26 protein-coding genes are annotated in these 25,238 nt (G+C 39.4%); 16 read left to right on the top strand and 10 right to left on the bottom strand.

What is annotated here, in order from left to right; all coding sequences use genetic code 11:
- The first annotated feature begins 535 nt into the window (after positions 1 to 535).
- The 6 genes from RMZ41_RS31120 to rpsN all read left to right on the top strand — a co-directional run bounded on the left by RMZ41_RS31120 (position 536) and on the right by rpsN (position 5,491).
- Positions 536 to 1,114, top strand: a complete 579-nt coding sequence (locus RMZ41_RS31120; RefSeq protein ID WP_100899706.1) for a DUF3611 family protein — start codon at positions 536 to 538, stop codon at positions 1,112 to 1,114.
- A 312-nt stretch (positions 1,115 to 1,426) separates the two neighbouring features.
- Complete coding sequence (locus tag RMZ41_RS31115) at positions 1,427 to 1,741, top strand: hypothetical protein (RefSeq protein WP_322644647.1); 315 nt, start codon at positions 1,427 to 1,429, stop codon at positions 1,739 to 1,741.
- A gap of 200 nt (positions 1,742 to 1,941) precedes the next feature.
- The gene (gene serS / locus RMZ41_RS31110; RefSeq protein WP_322644646.1) at positions 1,942 to 3,222 is read left to right on the top strand and encodes a serine--tRNA ligase; all 1,281 of its coding nucleotides are present in this window, start codon (positions 1,942 to 1,944) and stop codon (positions 3,220 to 3,222) included.
- Between the two features lie 124 nt (positions 3,223 to 3,346).
- Positions 3,347 to 4,447: an RIP metalloprotease RseP gene (rseP, locus tag RMZ41_RS31105; protein WP_322644645.1), complete on the top strand. Its 1,101-nt coding sequence runs from the start codon at positions 3,347 to 3,349 to the stop codon at positions 4,445 to 4,447.
- Positions 4,423 to 5,112, top strand: coding sequence for an endonuclease III (gene nth / locus RMZ41_RS31100; RefSeq protein ID WP_322644644.1), 690 nt, complete (start codon positions 4,423 to 4,425; stop codon positions 5,110 to 5,112). The genes rseP and nth overlap by 25 nt, the downstream gene beginning before the upstream one ends.
- A 76-nt stretch (positions 5,113 to 5,188) precedes the next feature.
- Complete coding sequence (gene rpsN / locus RMZ41_RS31095; protein ID WP_167306201.1) at positions 5,189 to 5,491, top strand: 30S ribosomal protein S14; 303 nt, start codon at positions 5,189 to 5,191, stop codon at positions 5,489 to 5,491.
- A gap of 76 nt (positions 5,492 to 5,567) precedes the next feature.
- On the opposite strand, the gene RMZ41_RS31090 is transcribed toward rpsN, so the two are convergent.
- The gene (locus tag RMZ41_RS31090) at positions 5,568 to 5,897 is read right to left on the bottom strand and encodes a hypothetical protein (protein ID WP_114081874.1); all 330 of its coding nucleotides are present in this window, start codon (positions 5,895 to 5,897) and stop codon (positions 5,568 to 5,570) included.
- Between the two features lie 101 nt (positions 5,898 to 5,998).
- Here RMZ41_RS31090 and aat point away from each other — a divergent pair, with 101 nt between their 5' ends.
- From aat to RMZ41_RS31065, 5 genes are all read left to right on the top strand, one after another.
- Positions 5,999 to 6,574: a leucyl/phenylalanyl-tRNA--protein transferase gene (gene aat / locus RMZ41_RS31085; RefSeq protein WP_322644643.1), complete on the top strand. Its 576-nt coding sequence runs from the start codon at positions 5,999 to 6,001 to the stop codon at positions 6,572 to 6,574.
- A 41-nt stretch (positions 6,575 to 6,615) separates the two neighbouring features.
- Positions 6,616 to 6,834, top strand: coding sequence for a hypothetical protein (locus RMZ41_RS31080; protein WP_322644642.1), 219 nt, complete (start codon positions 6,616 to 6,618; stop codon positions 6,832 to 6,834).
- Between the two features lie 753 nt (positions 6,835 to 7,587).
- Positions 7,588 to 7,713: a hypothetical protein gene (locus RMZ41_RS31075; protein ID WP_322644641.1), complete on the top strand. Its 126-nt coding sequence runs from the start codon at positions 7,588 to 7,590 to the stop codon at positions 7,711 to 7,713.
- 43 nt (positions 7,714 to 7,756) lie between these two features.
- The gene (grpE, locus tag RMZ41_RS31070) at positions 7,757 to 8,410 is read left to right on the top strand and encodes a nucleotide exchange factor GrpE (RefSeq protein WP_322644640.1); all 654 of its coding nucleotides are present in this window, start codon (positions 7,757 to 7,759) and stop codon (positions 8,408 to 8,410) included.
- Between the two features lie 701 nt (positions 8,411 to 9,111).
- The gene (locus RMZ41_RS31065) at positions 9,112 to 9,438 is read left to right on the top strand and encodes an STAS domain-containing protein (protein WP_322644639.1); all 327 of its coding nucleotides are present in this window, start codon (positions 9,112 to 9,114) and stop codon (positions 9,436 to 9,438) included.
- Here RMZ41_RS31065 and RMZ41_RS31060 read toward each other — a convergent pair whose 3' ends face one another.
- The 6 genes from RMZ41_RS31060 to RMZ41_RS31035 form a co-directional block, all read right to left on the bottom strand.
- Positions 9,439 to 10,575 (bottom strand): PP2C family protein-serine/threonine phosphatase, encoded by a 1,137-nt coding sequence (locus tag RMZ41_RS31060; RefSeq protein ID WP_322644638.1) that lies wholly within the window; start codon positions 10,573 to 10,575, stop codon positions 9,439 to 9,441.
- A gap of 193 nt (positions 10,576 to 10,768) precedes the next feature.
- Positions 10,769 to 11,536: a DUF1350 family protein gene (locus tag RMZ41_RS31055; protein ID WP_322644637.1), complete on the bottom strand. Its 768-nt coding sequence runs from the start codon at positions 11,534 to 11,536 to the stop codon at positions 10,769 to 10,771.
- A gap of 263 nt (positions 11,537 to 11,799) precedes the next feature.
- Positions 11,800 to 12,519, bottom strand: coding sequence for a hypothetical protein (locus RMZ41_RS31050; RefSeq protein ID WP_322644636.1), 720 nt, complete (start codon positions 12,517 to 12,519; stop codon positions 11,800 to 11,802).
- A 422-nt stretch (positions 12,520 to 12,941) separates the two neighbouring features.
- On the bottom strand, positions 12,942 to 14,873 hold the full coding sequence (locus tag RMZ41_RS31045) for a M48 family metallopeptidase (protein WP_322644635.1): 1,932 nt from the start codon (positions 14,871 to 14,873) through the stop codon (positions 12,942 to 12,944).
- 6 nt (positions 14,874 to 14,879) lie between these two features.
- A complete protein-coding gene (locus RMZ41_RS31040) occupies positions 14,880 to 15,467 on the bottom strand; it encodes a LemA family protein (protein ID WP_322644634.1) in 588 nt (195 codons plus the stop codon).
- A gap of 269 nt (positions 15,468 to 15,736) precedes the next feature.
- The gene (locus tag RMZ41_RS31035) at positions 15,737 to 15,985 is read right to left on the bottom strand and encodes a hypothetical protein (RefSeq protein WP_322644633.1); all 249 of its coding nucleotides are present in this window, start codon (positions 15,983 to 15,985) and stop codon (positions 15,737 to 15,739) included.
- Positions 15,986 to 16,248: 263 nt separating this feature from the next.
- On the opposite strand from RMZ41_RS31035, the gene RMZ41_RS31030 reads away from it, so the two are divergent.
- Positions 16,249 to 17,496 (top strand): bifunctional sterol desaturase/short chain dehydrogenase, encoded by a 1,248-nt coding sequence (locus tag RMZ41_RS31030; RefSeq protein ID WP_322644632.1) that lies wholly within the window; start codon positions 16,249 to 16,251, stop codon positions 17,494 to 17,496.
- Between the two features lie 121 nt (positions 17,497 to 17,617).
- Here RMZ41_RS31030 and RMZ41_RS31025 read toward each other — a convergent pair whose 3' ends face one another.
- Positions 17,618 to 17,953, bottom strand: coding sequence for a XisI protein (locus tag RMZ41_RS31025; RefSeq protein WP_322644631.1), 336 nt, complete (start codon positions 17,951 to 17,953; stop codon positions 17,618 to 17,620).
- On the bottom strand, positions 17,941 to 18,357 hold the full coding sequence (locus tag RMZ41_RS31020; RefSeq protein ID WP_322644630.1) for an element excision factor XisH family protein: 417 nt from the start codon (positions 18,355 to 18,357) through the stop codon (positions 17,941 to 17,943). The genes RMZ41_RS31025 and RMZ41_RS31020 overlap by 13 nt, the downstream gene beginning before the upstream one ends.
- A 366-nt stretch (positions 18,358 to 18,723) precedes the next feature.
- On the opposite strand from RMZ41_RS31020, the gene RMZ41_RS31015 reads away from it, so the two are divergent.
- Positions 18,724 to 19,152, top strand: coding sequence for a hypothetical protein (locus RMZ41_RS31015; protein ID WP_322644629.1), 429 nt, complete (start codon positions 18,724 to 18,726; stop codon positions 19,150 to 19,152).
- Complete coding sequence (locus RMZ41_RS31010; RefSeq protein WP_322644628.1) at positions 19,140 to 20,435, top strand: hypothetical protein; 1,296 nt, start codon at positions 19,140 to 19,142, stop codon at positions 20,433 to 20,435. Before RMZ41_RS31015 ends, RMZ41_RS31010 begins: the two co-directional genes overlap by 13 nt.
- 164 nt (positions 20,436 to 20,599) lie before the next feature.
- Here RMZ41_RS31010 and ahcY read toward each other — a convergent pair whose 3' ends face one another.
- Positions 20,600 to 21,877: an adenosylhomocysteinase gene (gene ahcY, locus RMZ41_RS31005; RefSeq protein ID WP_322644627.1), complete on the bottom strand. Its 1,278-nt coding sequence runs from the start codon at positions 21,875 to 21,877 to the stop codon at positions 20,600 to 20,602.
- Positions 21,878 to 22,265: 388 nt separating this feature from the next.
- Here ahcY and RMZ41_RS31000 point away from each other — a divergent pair, with 388 nt between their 5' ends.
- Positions 22,266 to 23,918, top strand: coding sequence for a mechanosensitive ion channel family protein (locus RMZ41_RS31000; protein ID WP_322644626.1), 1,653 nt, complete (start codon positions 22,266 to 22,268; stop codon positions 23,916 to 23,918).
- Between the two features lie 246 nt (positions 23,919 to 24,164).
- Positions 24,165 to 25,103: a prolyl aminopeptidase gene (pip, locus tag RMZ41_RS30995; RefSeq protein WP_322644625.1), complete on the top strand. Its 939-nt coding sequence runs from the start codon at positions 24,165 to 24,167 to the stop codon at positions 25,101 to 25,103.
- The last annotated feature ends 135 nt before the right edge of the window (positions 25,104 to 25,238 follow it).

Genomic DNA, 25,238 nt, shown 5'->3' with positions numbered 1-25,238 from the left:
AGTTTGAATCTACCTTTTTTGGCTGGAAACTCGCTCTAGGACTACTTGTGTGTACACCGTAGACCTGCGGGGAGGGGTGCAATGAGTGTAGAAATCGTAACTAATTATCCGAATTTGATATCAAAAGTCAATATTGGCTAAACCATAGCTATCCGCTAATAGAGTTGGATTCTGAACGAAAAAATGAATGAATCGAGGCACTCAGCACTCCTGAATCCTTTTCTTTGATTCCCTAGACAAGAGAATATGTTATTCGATTTGGTAAATGTGATAGTAAATTTATTGAACGCGCGTAAAACCTCACCCACAAGTGTCTGTGGATGTAAGCGCAGTTAATTGAAGGGGTTCGATACCCCTTCAATTAATACTCTCTTTTCGGGTAAGGGAGTCACCCCGTTGCTTTTGAATCTCAATGTATTGTTTCACCGCTTCTTCTGAGACACTAGAGACGCAGAGTGCAATACCTCTAAACAAAGTTCTCCGTATCCCTATCTCTTTGTATCCTTTAAAAGCTCCCATCACATTGGCAATCAGTATGTCACAGACTCCCGATGCTCCATCATCTTCCTCAACTCTGCGGGCAATCGCCCAAACCTTTCGCCTTACAGGTTGGATTAGCTTCTGGATTCAGCTAGTACTAGGCGTTGTTTCTAGCATAATTGTGTTGCTATTCGCCATTTTTAATCAAAGAACTGGTAGTCCTAGTAATAATCCTGGAACTGGTTTTGGTGTATTTTTAGCAATTTGTGGACTGGTTATTTTGGGTGGAGGTATTTATTTAGCTTACCGTTACACTCGAATTGGCAAGCAATTGGAATCCTCTAATCCCAGCAACCGCCCTCGCAAAAGCGAGACTGTGCAAGTATTACGCTTAGGGCTGTGGGTGAATTTAGGGGGGACGCTGGTGACTCTTTTGGGGGCGCAGGCGATCGTTGGTACACTGGTAGCAAGATCCATATCTCCTCAAGCGATAACTACACAATTTTTTGATCCTACCCGCATTATTAGCGGTCTAGATATGCTTGTGGTACAGGCAAATACCAACACTGTATCAGCCCATTTTGCAGGGGTTATAGCGTCACTTTGGCTACTCAATCGCATTAACCGACCTTAGTATGAGTTCCGAAGAAATTATCATATTTTTCCGAAACAGACAAAACTGGGTGTGAAGACAACTACATAATCCTTGAAAGAATATCCAGTAGAGTACGGCACTGTGTAAATGAGTTATCCATTTCAAATCAATGAAGTGCTTGCGGTATAAGTATTACCACTTAACTTAGCGAGTCGTGATAGCAGTACACTACGCAGAGAAATATCTCTTTATATGTACCGTTGTGATTAAGAATTTTGCCAAGCTGTACTAACAAGCGATCGCAAAACTAGCACGAGGATGGTATGTACCTTTTTTATAAGTCTAAAAACTATGAAAAATCAAACAGCACAGAAATTTAATCAAGACGCATGGAGATTTGGCGTACAGGTTTTCTTTAGTACCATCGTGTTGGGGCTGTGCATTTTCAAGCTTGGCTCGCCAGGGGAGGATAAGAATATTGCCCTTTACTGGGGTGGCTTATCAAGTGTACTTGCATACTGGTTGCCTTCACCTGGACAACTTAGAGACGATAAGGAACCACAGAGTATCACTCAAAGGACTTTTGCAGCTGCCGATCGCAATAATGGTAATGGTCAGAGTCTGGCTCAGGTTACTGAAACAAGAGTGACTCAGGATACAAATTAATGATTGCTTAAAGGCATTATATGGTTTCTTAGTCGTAGTAGTGATGCTAGGGTAAAATCTTGATTTTAGAGATTGAGACTGAATTTTTGCAATAAACTTTGTTTTTCCAGTCACAGCAAACCAAAATTACTATATGCTAAATGCTTAATGTGTTAACTGTATTGACAGGAAGATTTTAGGCTAGAAACTGAGAAAAATCTGTGCTGGATATCAAGCAAATACGGGAAAATCCGCAATTAGTTCAAGAACGATTAGATAGTCGTAGTGGTAAATACGACATTGAACCGATTCTACAGTTAGATCGGCAACAACGAGAACTTGAGGGAAGGCGCAGTCAACTCCAAGCTCGTAGCAATGAAATAGGTAAAATTGTCGGGCAAAAGATTAAATCTGGGATCAATCCTCAAGACCCAGAAATTCAAGCTTTGCGCGATGAGGGTAACTCTGTTAAAGCGACGTTGAGCGAACTGGAACCCCAGGAAAAAGACCTCAAAGCTCAAATCGCTCAACTTGTGTTGGCACTTCCCAACTTACCAAGCGACTCTACACCCCTTGGGAAAAATGAGGAAGATAATGTAGAAGTGCGCCGTTGGGGTGATGAGTATATTCCCCAAAATCCGAATATTATTCCTCATTGGGAAATAGGTGAAAAGCTAGGTATTCTCAATGTTGAACGGGCTGTAAAAGTTGCTCAAAGTCGCTTTGTGGCTTTGGTTGGTGCTGGTGCAGGATTGGAGAGAGCATTAATCCAATTTATGCTGACTCTCCATACTCAAGCTGGGTATGTAGAAGTTAGTCCACCTCTGTTAGTTAATACCGAGTCCTTGACAGCGACCGGTCAGTTACCCAAGTTTGCGGAAGAAAGCTTTAAATGCGCTGATGATGATTTGTGGCTGATTCCGACGGCGGAAGTTCCGGTTACAAATCTCTACCGAGGTGAAATTCTTGCTGCTGAAGATTTGCCTATTTACCACTGCGCTTTTACTCCCTGTTTTCGCCGCGAAGCTGGTAGTTATGGACGCGATATGCGGGGATTAATTCGCCTGCATCAGTTTAATAAAGTGGAAATGGTGAAATTTGTTGAACCTAGTACATCTTTTGATGAACTGGAAAAATTGGTTGGGAGTGCAGAAGCAATTTTACAGGCGTTGCGGTTACCTTATCGAGTAGTAAATTTAAGTACTGGAGATTTGGGATTTGCCTCTACCAAAACTTATGATTTAGAGGTTTGGTTGCCCTCTTCTGGCAAATACCGCGAAATTTCTAGCTGTTCTAATACTATAGATTTCCAGGCGCGACGGGCTGATATTCGCTTCAAGGAGACGGGGAAGAAGGGAACTCAGTTCGTACATACCCTTAATGGTTCGGGTTTGGCGGTGGGACGAACGATGGCAGCAATTTTAGAAAATTATCAGCAACCTGATGGGACGGTGAGGATACCAGAAGCGCTGCAACCTTATTTGGGACGTGAAGTTTTGTAATTAGTCATTGGTCATTTGTCATTTGTATTTTACTAATGCCCAATGCCCAATGCCCAATGCCCCATTCCCAATGCCCAATTAGAATAGAGATAACTATAGCTTAATATTTTCACTAATTTACTCTATGTCAGTTTTAGCAGCGATCGCAGTCTTGGCTGTTTTAATCTTGGTACACGAGTTGGGACATTTTGTTGCAGCACGTTCTCAAGGCATTCTCGTTAACCGTTTTTCTTTGGGTTTTGGCCCAGTTCTTTTGAAGTACCAAGGTTCACAAACCGAATATGCTGTCCGCGCCTTTCCCTTGGGCGGGTTTGTGGGCTTTCCCGATGATGACCCCGATAGTGATGTTCCACCCAATGACCCAAATTTGCTGCGTAACCGTCCAGTTTTAGACAGAGCGATTGTCATCAGCGCTGGTGTAATTGCAAATTTAATATTTGCCTACTTGGTGTTGGCTCTGCAATTGGGTATCGTCGGCATTCCCAAGGAATTAAACTATAAAGCTGGTGTCATTGTCCAGCCTGTTAATCAAGAATCCATCGCCTATCAAGCAGGTATTCGAGAAGGAGATATTATTCTGGCTGTTAACGGTCAGGAACTCCCAGCTTCTGATGAATCAACTCCTTTGCTGACCAAAGAAATTCAAACTCATCCCAATCAGCAAATCGAACTGAAAATCCAGCGTGAAAATCAACAACAATCTATAAAATTAACACCAAAACTAGGAGCCGATGGCAAAGGTGTCGTTGGGGTGGCACTTAGTCCAAATGCTACAGCAATTTATCGCCGTCCTAATAGTCCTTTTGAAATTTTCGGTCTTGCTGCTAATAGATTTCAACAATTATTTGTTGGGACACTAAGCGGTTTTGGCCAGTTGATTACCAACTTTCAACAAACTGCTGGGCAAGTTTCTGGGCCAGTTAATATTGTCAAAATTGGTGCAAAATTAGCTGAAGACAATACTGTAAATCTGTTGTCTTTTGCGGCAATTATCAGCATTAACTTGGCTATTATCAATATTTTGCCTTTACCCGCCTTAGATGGCGGACAATTGGCTTTTCTGCTGATTGAAGGTTTGCGCGGGAAGCCTGTTCCGGCTCGGATTCAAGAAGGTGTAATGCAAACTGGCTTAGTGTTACTCTTAGGCTTAGGAATTTTTCTGATCGTCAAAGAAACTACTCAATTAACTAGCCAATTGGAGTGGGTACAAAAATTATTCCAGTGAGTACTACGCGCAAATCGTTATCTAAAAAGAAGCGATCGCTAGAAATTTTAGCTCGTTTGAAGCGTCTTTATCCAGATGCTACTTGCTCTTTGAACTACTCAACACCAGTACAATTGCTGGTGGCAACGATTCTGTCGGCTCAATGTACTGATGAGCGGGTGAATAAAGTTACACCAGCTTTATTTAGTAAGTTTCCTGATGCTGAGAGTTTAGCGATCGCTGACTTGGTAGAATTAGAAAATTTGGTGCGTTCAACCGGATTTTATCGCAATAAAGCTAAAAACATTCAAGCCGCCTGTCGGATGATTGTTAACGAGTTTGACTCTGTTGTGCCAAACCAAATGGAACAGTTATTAAAGCTTCCAGGCGTGGCGCGAAAGACAGCAAATGTAGTTTTGGCTCATGCTTATGGCATTAATGCTGGCGTGACGGTAGATACTCACGTCAAGCGCCTGTCCGAACGTCTGGGTTTAACTGAAGCAAAAGACCCCGTTCGGATTGAGCAAGATTTAATGGGTTTATTACCTCAGCCTGATTGGGAAAATTGGTCAATTCGGTTGATTTATCACGGTCGTGCTATTTGTAAAGCCCGCTCTCCCGTCTGTGTTGCTTGTGAGCTTGCCGATTTATGCCCTGTAGCCAATAAGCCAGTAGTTGTAGGTTAAGCGACATAAGTAACGCCAGAATTGATGGAGAGACTGTAGAATGGAAAACGGTGTCTTTAAATAAGTTAGAGAATATATGGCAAAAAAGAGCATGATTGAGCGCGAGAAAAAGCGCACCAAGTTGATAGAAAAGTATGCTGACAAGCGGGAAGCCCTTTTGGATGAGTTCAGAAGTGCAGCATCTCCTTTGGATAAGTTGGAAATCCACCGCAAGATTCAACAGCTACCCCGGAATAGTGCGCCCACCCGCCACCGCAACCGTTGCTGGTTGACTGGTCGTTCTAGAGGCGTTTACCGCGATTTTGGGTTGTCTCGGAACGTGCTGAGAGAATGGGCGCATGAAGGTCTATTGCCTGGAGTTGTTAAGTCTAGCTGGTAGTCATTGGTCATTGGTCATTAGTCATTAGTCATTTGCAAAGGACAAAGGACAAAGGACAAATGACAAATGACAAAAATTATTGACCGCAACACTTATCAATTCCCAGACTTTCTAAGAGTAGATCGCTGACGGCGTTAGCGATCGCAAACTCTCCGTAAAAGCTATTGGAAAAATCATAGGACTGCATCTCTGTGACAATGGCAATTACCAGAGAACCAAGGTCATTTTCTCCTTCCATCCGTTGACGCACAAAAATCTGTGCTGCTCGTTGGGCAATATTTTGGTTTACTGCTTCGGGGATAAATTCTGTATCTAGCCACCGTTGTAAACGCTCTTTTAACCATTCACCTTCGAGCAACGGATTTTCAGGTGGTGGTAGGGTGATGGGTGGAATTGGTTGAGTCATTTTTTTTAAACGCAGAGGGACGCAAAGGGAAACGCAGAGGAATGCTGAGGTTGACTGATAGCATCAAATTGCGTTTCTAAGAGTGTTTTTTATATTTATTTATGCAATATGATATCGCCGCTATTGTTGAAGGTTATGCACAAGGCTATTTTCTCATGGCTGATGAGCGCGATCGCCTGAGTTGGTACGGAAGTCGCGATCGGACTTTTATTCCTTTGGATGAACGGTTTCGCTATCCCAAGTCTTTGCAACGCGTCATCAATCAAGAGCGTTTTAGTGTAGCGATTAATCGGGATTTCCAAGCTGTGGTAGCTGGATGTGCTAACCGCGAAACAACTTGGATTTCACCGGAATTACAAAAGATTTACTGGCTACTTTACCAAAGTGGTTATGCTTTTAGTTTTGAAACTTGGCAAGGTGACGAATTAGCTGGGGGAATTTTAGGAATTGTTATTGGCGGCGCTTTCATTGGCGAGTCGATGTTTTACCGCATTCCCGAAGGTTCAAAGGTAGCGATGGTCAAGTTGGTAGAAAGGTTACGTCAGAAGAAATTTGTATTTTTCGATGCCCAAATGATGAATCCCCATTTGGAGAGGTTTGGCGCTTATCGAGTTGAGGATGAAGAATATCAAGTTTTACTCAAGCAAGCGTTGCAACGTGATTGTAACTTAGTATAAAGAATGACAATATTTTTAATATTGAAGCAGTGGTTTGATTGATGGTTTCCATTGTTATTAAACATGGATGGTTTCATCAAATTCTTGGGCAATGTGCCCAGAATGGTGGGTTTGTTTTTATTGCGCTATTGGGTGATTTAGGTAGCGAACTAGAAATTATCTCATATCAGAGGGCTGGAGAAGATTCAAGATTTCCTCTGTCGAAATATATTGAGGGACAATCTGTAAGTATTGAAATAATAGTCTCTCTATTATTTTAACAATTAGCTGTAGTGGAAGGTATTCATTCTTTAGCTCTAATTTAATTTAATTGCATATCACTTGTGAAGCAATTAGATCGCTGCGACATATACTTGGCGCTGTGACTTTTGATTGACATAAAACGTGATTAATTTAGATACTAATACCACAGTTAGATTTATTGCTGAGGGTTGTCCTATTCGTTATCAACTACTAGCTTTCGTTAACAAGCAACAAGCGCTCGTAGCCTGTGATAGACTAAGCAAAAAAACACCATACCATATATAGTTCAATATTTGTATCATTCTATAGATAGTAGAAATAACAATTTTACAAAGTTATTATTCAGCCTGTTAATGCCTGAAAAACGTGTATGTTCCCTGGAATAATATCCAGGGTCTTTTTTTATAAAAACTTAGATAATTAGAAAAATACTAAAAACAAAGACGATAGCCAGCCTCTTGGAGTCATGTTTTAAGAGAAATCACTAGAATATAAGCTTTTATAAAAAATTTGTGTACATTTTCTCAAAAGATGAACTAAAGTTAACATAATTTTAAATTAACTAGAGATGGTTAAAACTTGTATATCTAGAGGTTTAGCTTGCAGCTAAATCTTTTTTAATAAGTAAACAGTAGATGTAATACCAGATTTCAGAATATTTGTACACAGCCTATAGAAAGATGAACTAAAGTAAGAGATCGGTCTAAATTAATTTTGGTGTAGTAAATGCTTGGTATTTATAGAGGCTTGGATTAACCAAGCCTTTTATTATGACTGATGGGGTAATTTTATATCAGTCTTCAGGATATTGGGCTACAGTCTATAGTTTGGTGCAAGCTTTAGCCGCAAAATATAAAACTAGGATGCATCCTGTACCTGCGATCGCTTATTTTTGAGGATACAACGAATTTAAAAATACACCCTAGTACCCAATGACCAATGCCCAATATTGATTTCACCCAAAAGTTGCAAGGTTTAATGCAACGGGTAGGTATTTCTAGTTTTAAAGCACTAAGTCGTACTGCTGGTGTCTCAGAACGTCAAATTTTGCGGTTACGACAAGGAAAGTTAGAGCAGATGCGGGTAGATGTACTACTTAAACTTTCGCTAGTATTACAAATGCCATTGAGTGAATTAGTCGTAACTTTTTCAACCGGAGAGTTTTTACAGGATAAAACAGCCTCCACTCAGGAATTATTGCAAGAAATTGCAGATTTAAAAAAAGAGTACCAGCGATCGCAACTTCAACTAGAACAGCAGCGAGAGATATTAGTACAAGAATTACAGCAGTCAACTTTACAATTGCTGGAGTCTTTGTTATTACAATGGCCAACAGCAGCACAGAAAGCCCAGGAAAACCCACAGCTAGCAGCAGTGAAAATAGTCCCGTTAGTGCAGAAACCCCTAGAAAAACTTTTACAGGCGTGGGGAGTAGAAGCGATCGCACCTGTGGGAGCAGAATTACCTTATAATCCGCAACTACACCAGTTGATGGAGGGAACTTCACAACCTGGAGAAACAGTCAAGGTGCGCTACACTGGCTACCTTCAAGGTGAGAAGCTACTTTACAGAGCTAAAGTGAGTTCTATTTGAAGGAGTTAGAAATTATGAATGGGGGGAGTTATAAATTTATAACTCTTTACTTTTTGTATTGTCTGTTGAGAAATGATAAATATTGGGAATACTAAAGTAGCAGAGGCGATCGCCTGAGAGAACGTTCTCAGAGAGCGTTGGTGCATTGATATTGTAGTTAGATTGACATCCTGATGCACTAAAACGTTAGTCCAGAGGTGCATTCTTTGAATTATGTAAGTAATTGCACATAAATAAAAAAATATTTGGCAAATAATCGAAAAACAGTAACTTCAGCTTGTAGATAAGTATATCCCTAAATCAATAGCCCTAAATTAATCAGATGTAGGTAAATCAGCTTGAAAAAATCAACCTATGTAACAAGACTAAAATCATCTAACAGCTTAATAATCAGCTATTATAGTCTTTTTACAAATCTCAATATACATATTTTTTTTCGTACTGACTGACTGACTTTTTGATTTATAATTGCCCTTTTTCTAGCTGGAAAAATATATTTAATTAAGCTAACTACGTTTTCTGTAACTACAACAAAAAACATTAAAGTATTTACAATTACTATTTATCAGTACAAATTAATTATCAATACTTACTCAATTTCCAATCTTATATTTTATTTTACAAGCATTTTTAAATGTTCTATGATGGGTATATAATAGCGAAATCAGACCATCATTTACAAAAATCAGCGTGAAATAATTATGAGAGAACAAGTAAAAGTTATTAAGCTTAACGGTAATTTAAACGCTACAACTTCACAAGAATTTCGGCAAAAAATCACTGATATCTTAGAAGTTGGTGCAAAAATAGTGTTAGTTGATTTTAAAGATGTAACATTTATGGATAGTTCAGGTTTGGGAGCTTTAGTATTAGCTTTCAAAACCTTGCGTGCAGCAGACACTAAACTTGTTCTTTGTTCAATTAATGAGCAAGTCAGGATATTATTTGAACTAACTAATATGGATAAAGTATTTGAAATATTTCCTAGTCAAGACGAATTTAATCAGGTTTTAGTATCTAATACTTAATTAATCAAACTTAAGTTCTAGAATAGATAAATCATCATCAAAACCATCTTTGGAGTTAAGAGCGATCAAATAACTCAGTACATGATCGAGTTGGCAATCAACAGGATCTTGTAAGCTAACTAGTAACTGAATAAAACCATCCAGACTCCAAAGAATGCCATCTGATTTCGTGATTTCATAAGCGCCATCACTAAAAATGTAAAGGCTGCTAAATTTTTCAATGTTGCAAAATTCATCAACATATTTTGCTTCTGGAAACATCCCAACGGGCATCCCTGGGGTTTTCAAGAGCTTAATTTCCGACTTCCTGGGAGATGGGCCGGTTATTAAAATTGCTGGTGGATGACCTGCGCTAGCATAAACTAACTGACGATTGATTCGGTTGTAAACTCCGTACCAAATCGTAAAGTATTTGTCGTTTTGATAATTCATCTGAAAAGTATCATTCAAAGCCTTCAACACATCGCTAGGTTGATAGTAATTTAGACTTTTGAGCGCACGAGAACGCAGTAGATTCAGCACTGAAATAGAGGGAAGAGTCGCTTTCAGTCCATGTCCGGCAGTATCGAGTAAGTAAATTGCCAGACAATCGTCATCAAGCCAATAGTAATCGAAACAGTCACCACCAAGTTGTCGTGAGGGAATAAATCGGAAATTTATATTAAAGGGTTCAGTCATAGGAAAAGGCAGCAGCGATCGCACATATTCTGCTGCTTCTGACATTTCTGATTCTAAAAGCAACTTTTGAGCCTGCAAATCTCTACTTAACTGATGTAGGCGTAATCCTGCTCTTACCCTTGCTTGTAATTCATTATGCTCGATAGGTTTGGAAATAAAATCATCAGCACCAGCATCTAGACCTTTGACACAATCGGCAACAGAATCTAAAGATGTTAATAAAATAAAAAATGTAGTGAAAAATTTTGGATCTGCCTTAATGCGGTGACAAACTTCTAGACCAGTCAAACCCGGCATAATCCAATCACAAATAATTAATGCTGGACGGGAAGCTAACGCTTTTTCTATTCCTTCTTCGCCACTACTAGCTGTAACTACTTCATAACCCTGTTTTTCTAACATCCTTTTCAAAAGGAGCTTTATAGAATAATCATCATCAATTATTAGTATTTGAAACATATAAAGCTAGAATAAAAACTTATTAAAAATTTCCTTTAACAATAGAAAATAAAAATGTGTGTGGGCTAATGAATTAATAGTTTATGAGGTTTCCAAATAAATAAAGAAATTATCTAATCTTGTAGGATGAGCAACATCAGGTACTTTGGCTATATATGGGTAAGATACCCACCCCACAAGAAGTAGTCAAGTATTATGGTGGTGCAAGAGGATTAACCCATAAAAGAATAGAACTTTTTAGCTGGTTTAAGTCACGATATGCTTCTTGTTTGAACCATTGCCCTAATGCGTCAAAGGGGGTGAAAGATGTTCCAGTTTGCCATTTAATATCTTGACCTAGAGGTGTTGTGTGAGTTCCTGGTAACGTTTGTGCTGTCACCATATCATCAAAACGTTCTTGTAAGATTTGGGTTAAAGCTGCTGATTGGTCGATAGTGTCATTACTAAATTTTATTAATAAATTGCGCGGGATATTGTAACGCTCTTGGACAAGCTTGTTGGTTTCCAAGGGTGAGGGGGTAAACTCGATTGCAAAAGTAGAATTGAACTGTTCTACTAGGGGGATAGCTTCTTTAGCGGCGTAGTTGTTGAAGGATATTAAAATGTTGCCTGCACGTTCTACTTTAAAAAGGCTACCAATCAGCAAATGAAGTTTACAACCCATACTGTGCCCAAGTCCGTAGATGGGGAAGTAAAGCTTGCGTAATGCTCCAGAATCATGTAGGCGTTCGAGGGTGCGGTCAAAGTTTAACAGCACGGATTTAGCGATCGCAGTATGATCCAATGTATTGACGAAAGGCGTAGCAATTACAACATAGCCTTTATTCGCCAGTTGTTCGAGTAACCAGCGATAAGTGATGTGCGGTGCAGTGGCGACAAATGCACCTCCTAAAAAATGGATGATACCTATGGGATTTCGGGGAATGATTACCCAGTTACCTCTAATTTCTTTCCAGTCCATACCGATAAGCGATCGCTTTCTTGATATTCTTTATGTTAGACCGGGGATCGCAATCGTGGGAAGGATTATGCAAAAAGCCATCAACAATTCGTATATTACGTTATGGTTGTGGTCTAAATCCCCATCCATAACGAAGCGATTTGAAGAGGTATCTTAGTCTGACCTATTTTTCCGTAACGAATTACATTAGCAAGTCTTATCTACGACACGCTATTCGCGTTCGAGCGTCATTACGAATTACGAATTACGAATTACGAATTATTTTAACCCTGAGTCTGTAATCTTTTCATTTCGTCTTGTACATCTAATGCAATCTGTAATGCTTCATTAAGTAACCTTCCATGCTCAGTGGCCTGTTCATTAACTTGCATGGCTGTTAAAGTTGCTAAATTGTTGACGAATAGTTCTGTATTACTAAGGATAAAATTCTTATTTTCTCTTAAAATTCTTTCTGTCTTCAAAGCCCGAACTAAATCGGCTTTTGTTAGTTTAAGCGCTGCAATAACACTCTCTCTTTCCTTTATAAGCACTTCTGGATTCCCAGCTTCTTCTATTTGATCGTTGATATCTATTGCTCTAATAACAGTATTATATCTTTCAACATCGCTTAACAAGATCCGCAGAGAATTTGTCATGTTAAGTTTGACAAGTTTACTTCTACTTCTCCAGACTAAATATAATATTGTTTGCGTCAAACCGCCAATCCATAGGCTTAATATAATTAATAATATCCAAGATGGAATTGTTATCCATGATATAAATATTTTTAGAAAAATATCAAATAAAAGATAACCAAAAACGAATGTAGCAAATCCAATAAAAACTACAGTTGCCCCTTCAGAGCTTTTAATTTTTTGGATATATATTTTTACTAAATTTTGGAGAGTATTTGTAATAATTAAAAGTTGATAGTTGACAGGTAAATTAGTTAGCTTTTGCAGTTCATCCTGACTAATTTCCAAGCCCTGTAAATCATCCCGCACAGCTTTTTAATCCTTGCCAGAATAGTTATTTAATCTAATATAGCAATCAATTTTCTGGAATGTCGGCATTTTGTCTAAACTTTTTTACGCAAATTAATACTTCTAGGCAATGCCAAGCTATATTTTTTGTACAATATGATACTCTTTTGCTCAAATAGTTATTTGTGCTATCGGAATTCGCTTTGATTTCTGTTCGCGCAGCGTGGCATAGCCATACTAATTTAGCTTAAAAGGCAAAAGTTAACGGAAAATAAGAGTAAGGAGAATGAAAAGAAATCAATTACCTATAAATGTAATTAAGATGCAACAGGTTATTGTCCTGGGAAAGAGCTATTTGTAACTATCAAAAATGAATAATAGAAAAAGTCCGCAAAAACGGACTTTTTTGTTGAGTTATAAATAATCGTGTCTCACTCGTTACATTAACTTATCTTTGGAGAAGATTGTTTTTGTTTTGAAATACTACGCTGAGGGTTTAAAAATGGGGGAATAGGACAGTCTAGCGTCATGGCGATCGCTCTGAGCAAATCTGCTTCTGACTGCGTAACTTTGTTGTCTAATAGTACCGTGTGAGCGCAAGCATCTACAATAGCTTGCTTAAGTTTAGGGCTGGCAAGACGAAGGCGCTCAATACTCTTCTTTAGTTCAGTGAAATTACAGGTTAGTGGTATTTCTGGTTTTTCTTGCTCTCCGGCTTTAGGAAGTCGAAAAACTCCAGAACGAAAAGCATAGGCAATGTCCTCAGTGTAAGCATCGGGCTGAGGGTGTCCAATGCGGGCAATTACAGATAGTACTAATAGACAATCTGGCCAAATCTGTTCTATTGAGGTGAATTCTACCGTTGTAGTAGATGTGGGATTTATACTAGGTTGGAGACGATGCCACAGTATTAACTGCAACACGAAATGCCATAGTGATAAACTTCCGGTGGCTACAACTAAACCGTGAAGGCATTTGCACAACCTTTGGCATTCTTTGGCAGAATTTTGGCGTAATACGGGTACTGCCAAATCTACAAGTGGTAAACGAATTTTGGGATCTAACTGGCTAATTTCGCTACTCAATTCCAGAGTTTTGTCTACCAACTCAGCAGGCTGCACCTCTCGTAACCAAGCAATTTGACGTTCTTGGATTTCGATATTTTCAGTATCTAATGCTAGAGCAAAAGCGATCGCCATTGCACTTTGTTGTTCTCGCACGCCCAAGCGCAGAGATTCTGGTAACTGCGATAACAGCCCTTGAGCATGGGCAAAATGCTCTGGTGTAACGCTTCCAACTTGGTTGACTACCTGTTCTGGCGTGGCGCTGGAACCACCAGCAAAGCCCATTGTTAGAGATTCCTGAGAAGGGGAACGCATTTGATTGCGAGATGGCGTTGCTGCCAAATTGCTGACATTCAAACCCCCAACCCGACGGATACGTTCTGCTAAGGGGGGGTGAGTAGAAAACATATCTTCCCAGAAAGAAGGGTTGAGGGCATTGCCAAAAAACATGTGGCTAGAGGCTTCTGCTCCGGGCGAAATCAAGCGTGAATCCATCTGTTGGAGCTTTTGGAAGACTCCAGTAAGTCCGTTTGGGTTGCGGGTGAACTGTACAGCCGAAGCATCAGCAAGAAATTCGCGTTGGCGAGAGACGGCGGCTTTAATCAATCGTCCGCAGAGTAATCCGATACCGCCAATTACCATCAGTGCTAAACCAAAAGCCCAGATAGGCAAACCCTTATCTTCCTTTCCTAAGCGGAAATCACCGCGAATGCGCCACAACAATTCCCCAGTTAAATAAATGAATAAAATCCCATGCAATAGTCCCACCAAACGCAAATTGAGCCGCATATCTCCATTGAGAATATGACTGAATTCGTGGCCGATGACTCCTTGTAGCTCATCCCGGCTCAGGTGTTGCAAAGTTCCACGGGTAACTCCAATTACAGCATCATTGGGGGTAAATCCGGCAGCAAAGGCATTAATCCCGGTTTCTCTTTCAAGGAGATAAACTTCTGGGACAGAAATACCAGAAGCGATCGCCATTTCCTCGACTATATTTAATAGTTGTCGCCCTTGTTCATCTGCCATATCTGGGAGTAAGAGCCTTCCCCCCAACTCCTGAGCAATTACGCTTCCACCTTGACGGAGACAGGCAATTTTATATAAACTTCCGACTGCGATCGCAATTATTGTAATCCCAGCCACGTAGATAAATAACCCTGGATGCCACCAAACACGGGGAGCCATGCGGAACAGAAATAAAGCGGCAATGTAAATCGCCATAATCATAACTGCGATCGACAGGGAAAATAATCCAATTAATTGTTGTGTGTTTTGGCGTGCCCGATCCTGATGTTCAAAGAAATTCATAGATATTTAAAAAGAAATGCGTGGAGCATTTCTCATTTCTGGAGTAGCTTCGGCAAGCAATTCTGCAACAGTAAAGTTAAAAGTATTTGCTACGAGATTGCTGGGGAAAGATTCGCTCTTAGTGTTGTAAAGTGTTACAGCGTCATTAAAAGCCTGACGTGCAAAAGCAATCCGGTTTTCAGTAGAAGATAATTCTTCCATAACCTGAGTCATGCTGCGATCGGCTTTCAATTCTGGATAAGATTCTGAAAGTACCATCAAGCGACTCAACGCACCCGTCAGCGCCCCTTCAGCATTGCCCAACTGTTGCATTGATTGAGGATCGCCGGGATTTTGCGCGGCACGACTGCTAGCATTAATTGCAGAATTCCGGGCAGCAATAACTGCTTCTAAGGTTTCTCGTTCATGTTTCATATAACCTTTCGCAGTTTCCACCAAGTTGGGAATTAAATCATAGCGGCGCTGCAATTGAACATCGATTTGAGAATAAGCATTTTTGTACCGATTGCGATACTTAACTAAATCGTTGTAGCCATTAATGATAATTACAGCAACAATGGCAACTAAAGCAACAGAAAATATTAAAAGCCCCATATTTTTAGGTTATTTCCATTAAGTACTTACTTTATATCCAGCAAAGTTTATGTGGATATAAAGATGAGTCTACTTGTAGGCAGTTGGCTTCGTCGTCTGTAAAATTAGTTACGCAATTGCACTGATATAGATAATTAGTAAGATTTTTTAAATAACCCCAGAAGCACAGAGAACGCGGAGATAAGAGAAATAATTTTCAATAATTCTAAATTTATGTGAATTTTATTCTCTGTGTACTCTGCGTCTCTGCGGTTGATTAAAAATTGTAGTTACCCATGAATATGAATAAAGAGTGAATAACCACTTACAGCAAAAATAAAAAGGATGGCGGCAGGAAAAATTACTACATCCCTGACAATAAATAAAATCCAATCTTTTCTTAATTCCTGTTTAAACTTGAGTTCCCGTAGTTTTCGCTCAAGTTCTATGTCTTCTTCTGACTTCATTTCAGTTGACGTAATGAGTAGATTGTCGTCTTTGCTGGCAATTATTTCTGATAAATCTTTTATATCTGTCATGCTGTTTAAATACCAAGAATTTCAGTTTTAAGATTGTAGTTATGACCATTCTGCTCTGTACGATTTTTCATACGGAATATGCCATTTGATGTAGAGCTTCATTTATCTGTATCAATTCCGTTTCACACCTTCCCAAAAACACATCAGCAATTGAGCAAACACTTTACCCACATTGAAGCTGGCTATATGATGCTCTAAACTCGACCTTAACGCCCCTTTATCAGATCATGAAGAATGATTAAGAAAAACGAGTAGAGACAAACATGATAAAAATACTAGCTGAAAACTTGATGGGAATTGAGGCAGGGTTACAAACTAATTGGGTTTGGCTAAATATCAGCTTGCAGTTTGTTAGCTGGGGACTTTTTTCACTTTTGCTTGCTGAGGTCTTGAGAGACAGCTACCATGCCTTGTGTCACCAAGTCAACTGGCTTGCTAAATGGCACAACAAGCACCATAGCGCCTATCGCCGCGATTTATCGATAGTTTCCCTGAAAATTTACCAAGAATCCCAACTCTATCACGATATTTTAGAGTCGAGTCTACTGCTGGTGGTATTGGTGGTAATTGCCTTAATTGTCCAGCAAACAGGGTTCTGGCTGGGAATAGCTTATGGTTCTACCTTCTTGTATGGCGCATCTGTGCGGTATTTTCAAGGAAAAATTGATACAGATTTCAACCATCTACCCGGCCCTTTAGAGACAATACCATCCATTTGGTGGGTGAATCGGTCTTACCATTGGCGGCATCATTTTGATGATGTCAACGCTTATTACAGTGGTGTGTTTCCCCTAGTTGATAAAATTCTTGGTACAGGACTGTCTCTTAAAGGGAAAACTATCGCTTTAACCGGAGCATCAGGAGCGTTAGGGCAAGCGCTGGCGGCTGAACTTGTCAAAAATAATGCTAAAGTTGTGGCATTAACCACTAATCCAGAAAAATTAGTAGAGCAAGTTGGGATAAAGGTGATTCCTTGGCAGTTGGGTAATGAAGCTGAACTGAGGGATAGTTTAGAAAAAGTAGATATTTTAATTATCAACCACGGAATTAATGTCTACGCCAGCCGTACACCAGAGGCAATCAATTCCTCTTATGAGGTGAACACCTTTTCGGCATTACGGTTGATGGATATATTTGTGACAACTGTAACAGGCCCACAAGCAAAAGCAACCAAGGAAATCTGGGTAAACACTTCTGAAGCTGAGGTTTCTCCAGCGCTGAGTCCGCTTTATGAACTCAGCAAAAGAGCGCTAGGTGATATAGTTACCCTCAAGCGTTTAGATGGAGATTGTGTAATTCGCAAGTTAATTCTTGGCCCATTTAAGAGTCAACTGAATCCTTATGGAGTGATGTCTGCACAGCAAGTAGCTCGTGCTATTGTATTTTTTGCGCGGCGAGACTTCCGAAATATTATTGTGGCAATAAATCCTCTAACCTATCTGCTGTTTCCCTTAAAGGAAACTAGTACGTCGCTATACTATCGAGTCTTCAGCCGGACAGCAAAAAGTTAATGCTTGCCAGATTATAAGCCAGTGACTATTTCAAATAGTTTAGGCTCTTAGACTTGAGAACTTACAACTTTAGTAGAGTACGTTACGCTGTCGCTAACGCACCCTACTAAATTACACTTAATTAAGTAACTGCAAATTCAGTATACTGTCTTATATCGACTGGTTGGAAGGCGAGAACAATTTGATTTTTAGGAATACCAGCGTTAACGAGTTCGTTGGCTATACCGTATTCTGTACCGTCTCTTTGAATCCAGATTTTATCGTTGATAATGTCAATATGAACTAAGCAACCATGCACTCGATGATTATTTTCCCAGCCTAGTGTTAGTAGTAGGTAATGGTTGGCGGTTTGGTCTATAATTAGTTGTCTTTCTAGTTCTCCATAAGCGTATGGTAGTTGAGCATATTCGTTTAATATTTTTTGAATGATTTGGCGATAATTATCTAAGGTATCCATTGCAGTACCACCTCTAGTTTTGAGTCGAAGACAAGTAAACAAAGGCGTTGATTTTCTAATAATATTTTACCAATTGGTTCTTGAAATAGTTCTGAGTAGGTTTCTTGACGAATAGCCAGATACAAGCGGCGGTCAGCTTCTAAGCGAGTAAGAATATCATAATATAAGATATATTGCCCTAAAGCATTTTCTAGGTCAGTGACTGGAGAAGCACCTATAAAGCTTTTAATTTCGACTGCTATTTTCTCTCCGCTTTTTTCGGCGGCTATAAGTTTTTCTGCACCTAAATCAATATATAAATCTCTTGTACCCCATTTGAGAATAAATGGATCTTTGGTGATTTGCCAACTATCTTTTTCTAGGGCATTTCTAACGGCATTATGGTAAATGTCTCTAGCTGGCATAAGGCTAAATTTATATTACAATATATATTATATTAATGTGAAAGAATACGGCACTCTTTTTTGTTTCGCGCAAGGGCATAAAAAAGCGATTAGAAATCGCAGCTACACAAACAAAGTCCACCTTCAGTGGCTAAAAATAAGATTTTAGAACCTGCTAAGGCAAGTCTTGTCTGTATAGCCGCGAATCTTATAAGACTGGTACTATTTTGATAAAGAATTATTAAATTAAAATTTACAAAAAATTGTTGCTGTTTTATTCTTTACTATTATCTGATTAAAAATTATCATCTTAATAATAACCAGGAAGTAAAACGTTTGAGTTTAATAATTACTCTCAAATAGCATTTTTAAACACAAATTGAACAAATGATTAATCAAAAAATTGAAATTTTGCCCCAAATTTACTACACTCATAAAATAGATCACAGAAATAATAGCCCCGAAAAATCACAGTGGACTATAAGCGAACTTCAGGAAAGAAACTGTTTTCAATTGTCATTACAGTCTTGCTTGAATCAATCACCATATATTAGTTGGGGATTATATTTTGAGGATGATCGAGTTGTATATTTAGGAACATCAGCTAGTAATGAACCAGATTTTTATCAATTATTTATTGCTAAATTTATAGATAGTAGTCAAAACAGTAATTGGCATGGATATCCTGCAAATCCTAGTTGCGGAAAAAATCAAGATATTCCTCCAGTAAATATATTACGAGATTGGCAACAACAAAATTATCTTCGTACAACAACTATCCGAAAAATTTCTAAAGGACAAAGATGCAGACTTTAAACATTAAACCGTTGGAAATTGTTATACCAGGTTCATACTATGATAGTCAAATTTATGATGGTAAACTTTATCTTTGGAAAAATGATGGGTCTATCACAACTTTAAATTGGAATAAACTAATAGAAAACATTAATGTAAATGAAAATTTGAAACTTGTACTAAAATTTTCAGTGCAGTATGGAGATAATCTATATAATAACGTGTTATTTCAAGATTCAGACATAAAAGATTTAATCCTTAAAAAATTTCAAGAATTAGTAGAGAATTCAATAGAAATTTCATACCCTGATTTATCAAAATTGATTGTTAGTGAACAGAATAATCCTCTACCTTTCCCTCATGCTGATAGTTCGATACACTATAAAACTGTGTATGTTGGTAGCCAAAGCGGTGTTTCTTCATCCAAGTGCGCTTATAGCAGAAGTAAATCACTAAACCCTGTCGCAGATAAGTTGTGTGATGTACCCGTTGTCAGTCTTTCAGCATCTCATTTAACATTAGCTCTTGCTGCTGGAAGTGAGGGACTATTTGATTATTATATAGGAAAAAATCCTTCTCAAAAGCGTAATGAACCTCGTTTGATTTTGGGACAACACTCAAACTTTGTACGCTGGTTGTATCCCAGTATCTTTAGTTCTTCGTATTTTAACGAAGGTTATTTTGCTGATTTTAAAGCTAGTAAGAAACGTAAGTCTATAAAAAAAGGCTATAAAAGGCAAGAACCACAGCTAATTCCATTAAATATTTTAGATACAGATACCGATGAAAATCCGGTTTCAATAGCTTCTTTAGAGATTGGTGAAACGCAAATAACTAACAGAGACTTTCAAAAATCATTTTCATCTAGTGAAATATTTACAAATAGGGATAATAATAATTCATCAATATTTACCTGGGGAACCCATGATAAAATTTGTTTACTAACAGAGAAATATATAAATTTAGTGAAATTCCATCCGAAAGGCAAGGAACAACAAGATAAATTTATTAGCCTTGGTTCTATAGAGTCTAAAGAATTACTAGATGATCTGATAAGTGCCGATAGCTCTTTTTTTGGAATAGTTTTAGAAAAAGAAGATGGAATATTAGTTATTACAAGTCTACTTGAATACATTCATTTCCCTGGGGAACCTGTCAACTGGAGACTTTTCCCAAAGTCTAAAAATTATACTAATCAGCTTCATATTATTTATGAAGATCGCCTTTGTATTTATTCTTTTAACCATGATTTTTTTGTAGATCAAGAAAATAAAAAAATAGGGATCAGCTTTGGTGCAAGCTGAGAAACAATTTCATTTTTGAATATTTCCTCTAAGATAAATTTTTAATTGAAATAGACAGAACGAAAATGTTTTAATTCTACTCTCTATTGATAATTTATATCTCCCATACAAAAAAAAGGGATAAGCTTTTTGCCTATCCCCAAAAAAATCAACTAATCAATGTATCAAGTTCCACTTGTCCAAGAATTGATGTACTCAATTTGATCGGCAGTTAAGCTATCAATCGTAATTCCAATAGCTTGCAACTTCAACCGAGCAATTTCTTGATCGACTTCAACAGGAATTGAGTGCAAACCAGGTTGCAACTTACCTTTATTCTTCACCAGGTATTCACAAGCCAAAGCTTGGTTTGCAAAACTCATATCCATTACCGCGCTGGGGTGTCCTTCAGCCGCAGCTAGGTTAATCAAGCGTCCTTGTCCAAGAACGACAACTGATTTACCATTTTTCAATTTATACTCTTCGGTGAAAGGACGAACTTCTTTGACTTCTTTAGCTTGTGCAGCTAAGTATTTCAAATCAAGTTCTAAGTCAAAGTGACCGGAGTTACAAACGATCGCACCGTCTTTCATGACATCGAAGTGTTCACCACGAACGACGTGCTTGTTACCAGTCACAGTGATAAAGATATCACCTTCAGGTGCAGCTTTAGCCATTGGCAGGACGCGGAAGCCATCCATTACGGCTTCAATTGCCTTGATGGGGTCGATTTCAGTAACGATGACGTTAGCACCCATCCCACGGGCGCGGAGGGCTGTACCTTTACCACACCAGCCATAACCGACGACAACAACGTTCTTTCCAGCCAACAAAATGTTTGTGGCGCGGATAATGCCATCTAGGGTTGATTGCCCAGTACCATAGCGATTATCAAAGAAGTGTTTGGTATCAGCGTCGTTGACGTTGACTGCGGGGAAGGTGAGAACGCCTTCTCTAAACATGGCGCGTAAACGCACGATACCGGTGGTGGTTTCTTCGGTACTACCAATCAAATCGGCAATTTGGTGTTGGCGTTCTTGTACCAGAGTTGCAACCACATCGCTACCGTCATCAACAATAATGTTGGGGCGATGATCTAAAGCTATTTGAACGTGGCGGTTATAAGTTGCGTTATCTTCGCCTTTTTGAGCAAAGACGGGAATTTCATGATCGGCGACGAGGCTAGCTGCTACGTCATCTTGCGTTGATAAGGGGTTACTAGCAATTAAAAGCGCGTCTGCACCACCGGCTTTCAGAGCGATCGCCAAATGTGCTGTTTCTGTTGTAATGTGGGCGCAAGCTACAAGGCGTAAACCAGCAAAAGGCTTTTCGATCGCAAAGCGATCGCGGATTTGCTTCAAAACTGGCATTTCACGTCCAGCCCATTCAATGCGCTGTCTACCCAAGGCAGCTAGGCCGAGGTCTTTAACCTCGTGCTTTAATCGGGAAGAAATTGCGGTCATCAAAAGTTACCTCAAAAAATAAAAAAAGCTACGTAAAATTTACGCACTCTACTAGGTTATTCTACTACTGGCGATTTTTGCTTGTATGGAAGCAAATCACTAGTCAATAGTCCTCAAAACTAGCTTGACGTTTGATCAGCATAATGTCAACTTCCTCCCCAGGTTCTTTCTTTTTGTTTTATCTTTGGAAAAAGTCAGACCTTTTAACCTTTGCCTCCTGATTTTAAGTACATCGTCATCTATCTAAAGATATAAAATAAAGAAAAAAACATCAAAATTTCATCGTCTCAAAGCAAAACCTCAACTTTAGATAGGTACATCTACCCAAAATCATTACGCAGGATAGTTAAAGTAATGATTAATAGATTTTACTCAAGGAGGTGTTTGAGTGCGCTTTCAATTTTTGGCGATCGCTAGTTCAATGGCCATAGCTGTTGTATCTGTGCCAAAAGCCACAGCCCAGATTCCTTTGTTACCGCAGCTGCTACCATCTCCCAGCAGTGTCAGTAATGATTCAAACAATCGGCTTGTTACAGGCTGGATTTATTTAGATGGTCGTCGGTTATTTCAGATAGCCGCATCAAGAAGCAACTTTCCTGAGCGTTCAGAAGATATCCAAAAGAAGTTGGAGAAAATTGCCCAAAATTACTTTCAGGCACCAGCAAAAACTCCAGTCAAGGTAGATATTCGGGAAGTAAACCAATTACCAGTAATTTATGTCAACGACCAATATTTAATGACCGTCACTTCTGAGGATGCTGGATTGCGAGAGGTAGATATATCGACATCGGCAAATCAAGTCAAAGAATCGTTACAAGAAGACTTGCAACAAGCAAAGCAAGAAAGACAAACTCAATCCTTAATCGCTCAAGGTAAAATTGCTGCCGGCACAGGAGTAGCAATGATTATCATGAGTTGGGGAGTATATAGTTGGCAACAGCGTTCCAAAAAATATTTAGCACAACCTATTGACTCCCAATCCCACAGATGGCCGCTAAACTCCCCAATTTCACCAGCAGCCGCTCAACCACTTACAACGCAACTGAATCAACAGGAACATAGACATATTCAAGAAGTCAAAAGACGATTGTTTCAGCTAACTCAAGCCGGAATTTGGGGAGGTGGAAGTTTCTTTATCTTGGGTTTATTTCCCTACACACGACAATTTCAGGTAGGGATTCTCACAGCTGCCCAATTTCCTTTGCGATTAGGTATTGTGTTCTTGGGAACTTACGTAGCAATCCGTCTCATTTATGCCCTTATTGACCGCTTTACCACCACTCTGATCAGCAGTGGTGCTTTATTGACTCCAGAAAGTTCTGAACGGCTGCAACTGCGAGTTTCTACATTTTCTGGCGTGACTAAAAGCATCGCTACTGTTATCTGCGTAGGGGTAGGCTTCTTGTTAGCGCTGCTGTCATTGGGGATAGATATCGTTCCGTTGCTAGCAGGTGCGAGTTTAGTTGGTGTTGCAGTGTCTCTAGCTTCGCAAAACTTAATTAAAGATGCGATTAATGGTTTCTTGATTATTTTAGAAGACCAGTACGCTTTAGGCGATGTGATTAATGTGGGGAATGTGGGAGGCTTAGTAGAAAATCTAAATCTGCGGATGACCCAGGTGCGGGATTCTGAAGGGCGCTTGATCACGATTCCCAATGGTGAAGTTAAAGTTGTTGCCAATCTTTCTAGCCGTTGGTCACGAGCCGATTTAACGATCCCCATCGCCTACCAAGCCGATATTGAAAAAGCTTTGAAGTTGATTGAAAGTATTGGCTTTGAAATGGATAAAGATCCGCAATGGGAGCGTCAAATTTTGGAAACACCGCAAGTTTTGGGAATAGATCAATTTGGCGATCGCGGTTTGATTATTCGTGTATGGATTAAAACACAGCCCCTCAAACAATGGGATGTAGCACGGGAGTTTCGCCGCCGTCTGAAAGTTGCTCTAGACAAAGCTGGAATTTCCATTTCTGTGCCTCAACAAGCGATTTGGGTCAATGAAGATCAGTTAAATTTTCAGGAGAATGGCAAAGCTAATTAGAAATTTGGATTAATTACTGCATTTTTCAGTTGCCTGATTTTTAGGGGCATTTTTATGTGCCTCTAAATCCGTGTAATTTTGCATATTGATAAATTTGGAATTCAAAAATATGGAGTGTTGTGAAATGAAACAGCCCTGCTAAAAAAGGGGGTTTTTCTTTAAGACTGGTATGGATATTCTCTAATCGTGGCTGCTAATGAGTAAAATCGTTGTGAATCCTCAGATCATTACTAATAAATATCCCAAATGCGAGAACTTTACCCAGCAATAGAGCCTTACCAAGAAGGCAATTTACAGGTTTCTGACCTTCATAGCATTCATTTTGAAGAGTCAGGAAACCCGCAAGGTAAACCCATCGTTTTGCTGCATGGCGGCCCTGGTGGTGGATGTCCACCTTTTTATCGACAATATTTCCACCCAGAAAAATGGCGAATAGTGATGTTTGATCAGCGTGGTTGTGGTAAAAGTACACCCCATGCTGAATTACGCGAAAACACCACTTGGGATTTAGTTAGTGATATCGAAAAACTGCGCCAACATTTAGGTATAGAAAAGTGGGCGGTTTTCGGTGGTAGTTGGGGTAGCACTTTATCATTAGCCTACAGTCAAACCCATCCCTCTCGATGCGCGGCGCTAATTCTGCGTGGGATCTTTATGCTGAGACAAAAAGAGTTGCGCTGGTTCTACCAAGAGGGTGCTAGCTATATTTTTCCTGATGCTTGGGAAGAATATCTCAAACCAATTCCCATAGATGAACGTGACGATTTAATCGCAGCATATTACAAACGCTTGACCAATCCAGATTTAGAAATTCAATTAACAGCAGCGCGTGCTTGGTCAATTTGGGAAGCTAGTACCAGTAGACTTTTCTTCGATCCAGAACTGATGCAAAAATTTGGCGAGAGTGAATTTGCTTCCGCTTTCGCTCGGATTGAATGCCATTACTTTATGAATAAGGGATTTTTGGAAACAGAAGATCAATTACTCTTAAATGTAGACCGTATCCGCCATATTCCGGCTGTAATTGTTCAGGGACGCTATGATGTAGTCTGCCCAATGATATCAGCTTGGGAATTACATCGTGCTTGGCCAGAAGCGGAATTTATAGTGATTCCTGATGCCGGACATTCGATGAGTGAACCAGGAATTCGTAGTGCTTTGATTGAAGCAACAGATAATATTTAATTCAGTTGAATATTTAGATTTCTATAGCGTTTCCCAATCATATAAAGTACATCATAGCCCCCTCCCCGCAGGTCTACGGTGTACACACAAGTAGTCCTAGAGCGAGTTTCCAGCCAAAAAAGGTAGATTCAAACT

This window comes from Nostoc sp. DedVER02 (assembly GCF_034530675.2).
GTDB lineage: Bacteria > Cyanobacteriota > Cyanobacteriia > Cyanobacteriales > Nostocaceae > Nostoc.
This window is presented reverse-complemented; position numbering and strand designations above follow the sequence as displayed.

Bases quoted from the DNA above. Each gene is read 5' to 3' on its own strand.
- pip (WP_322644625.1), top strand. From the start codon at position 24,165: ATGCGAGAACTTTACCCAGCAATAGAGCCTTACCAAGAAGGCAATTTA.
- RMZ41_RS31090 (WP_114081874.1), bottom strand. From the start codon at position 5,897: ATGACTCAACCAATTCCACCCATCACCCTACCACCACCTGAAAATCCG.
- RMZ41_RS31120 (WP_100899706.1), top strand. From the start codon at position 536: ATGTCACAGACTCCCGATGCTCCATCATCTTCCTCAACTCTGCGGGCA.
- RMZ41_RS31025 (WP_322644631.1), bottom strand. From the start codon at position 17,953: ATGGATACCTTAGATAATTATCGCCAAATCATTCAAAAAATATTAAAC.
- RMZ41_RS31115 (WP_322644647.1), top strand. From the start codon at position 1,427: ATGAAAAATCAAACAGCACAGAAATTTAATCAAGACGCATGGAGATTT.
- RMZ41_RS31065 (WP_322644639.1), top strand. From the start codon at position 9,112: ATGAGAGAACAAGTAAAAGTTATTAAGCTTAACGGTAATTTAAACGCT.
- RMZ41_RS31040 (WP_322644634.1), bottom strand. From the start codon at position 15,467: ATGGGGCTTTTAATATTTTCTGTTGCTTTAGTTGCCATTGTTGCTGTA.
- RMZ41_RS31030 (WP_322644632.1), top strand. From the start codon at position 16,249: ATGATAAAAATACTAGCTGAAAACTTGATGGGAATTGAGGCAGGGTTA.
- RMZ41_RS31035 (WP_322644633.1), bottom strand. From the start codon at position 15,985: ATGACAGATATAAAAGATTTATCAGAAATAATTGCCAGCAAAGACGAC.
- RMZ41_RS31020 (WP_322644630.1), bottom strand. From the start codon at position 18,357: ATGCCAGCTAGAGACATTTACCATAATGCCGTTAGAAATGCCCTAGAA.
- grpE (WP_322644640.1), top strand. From the start codon at position 7,757: ATGCCCAATATTGATTTCACCCAAAAGTTGCAAGGTTTAATGCAACGG.
- RMZ41_RS31015 (WP_322644629.1), top strand. From the start codon at position 18,724: ATGATTAATCAAAAAATTGAAATTTTGCCCCAAATTTACTACACTCAT.
- aat (WP_322644643.1), top strand. From the start codon at position 5,999: ATGCAATATGATATCGCCGCTATTGTTGAAGGTTATGCACAAGGCTAT.
- RMZ41_RS31055 (WP_322644637.1), bottom strand. From the start codon at position 11,536: ATGGACTGGAAAGAAATTAGAGGTAACTGGGTAATCATTCCCCGAAAT.
- RMZ41_RS31045 (WP_322644635.1), bottom strand. From the start codon at position 14,873: ATGAATTTCTTTGAACATCAGGATCGGGCACGCCAAAACACACAACAA.
- rpsN (WP_167306201.1), top strand. From the start codon at position 5,189: ATGGCAAAAAAGAGCATGATTGAGCGCGAGAAAAAGCGCACCAAGTTG.
- rseP (WP_322644645.1), top strand. From the start codon at position 3,347: ATGTCAGTTTTAGCAGCGATCGCAGTCTTGGCTGTTTTAATCTTGGTA.
- ahcY (WP_322644627.1), bottom strand. From the start codon at position 21,877: ATGACCGCAATTTCTTCCCGATTAAAGCACGAGGTTAAAGACCTCGGC.
- RMZ41_RS31060 (WP_322644638.1), bottom strand. From the start codon at position 10,575: ATGTTTCAAATACTAATAATTGATGATGATTATTCTATAAAGCTCCTT.
- RMZ41_RS31075 (WP_322644641.1), top strand. From the start codon at position 7,588: ATGACTGATGGGGTAATTTTATATCAGTCTTCAGGATATTGGGCTACA.
- RMZ41_RS31010 (WP_322644628.1), top strand. From the start codon at position 19,140: ATGCAGACTTTAAACATTAAACCGTTGGAAATTGTTATACCAGGTTCA.
- RMZ41_RS31080 (WP_322644642.1), top strand. From the start codon at position 6,616: ATGGTTTCCATTGTTATTAAACATGGATGGTTTCATCAAATTCTTGGG.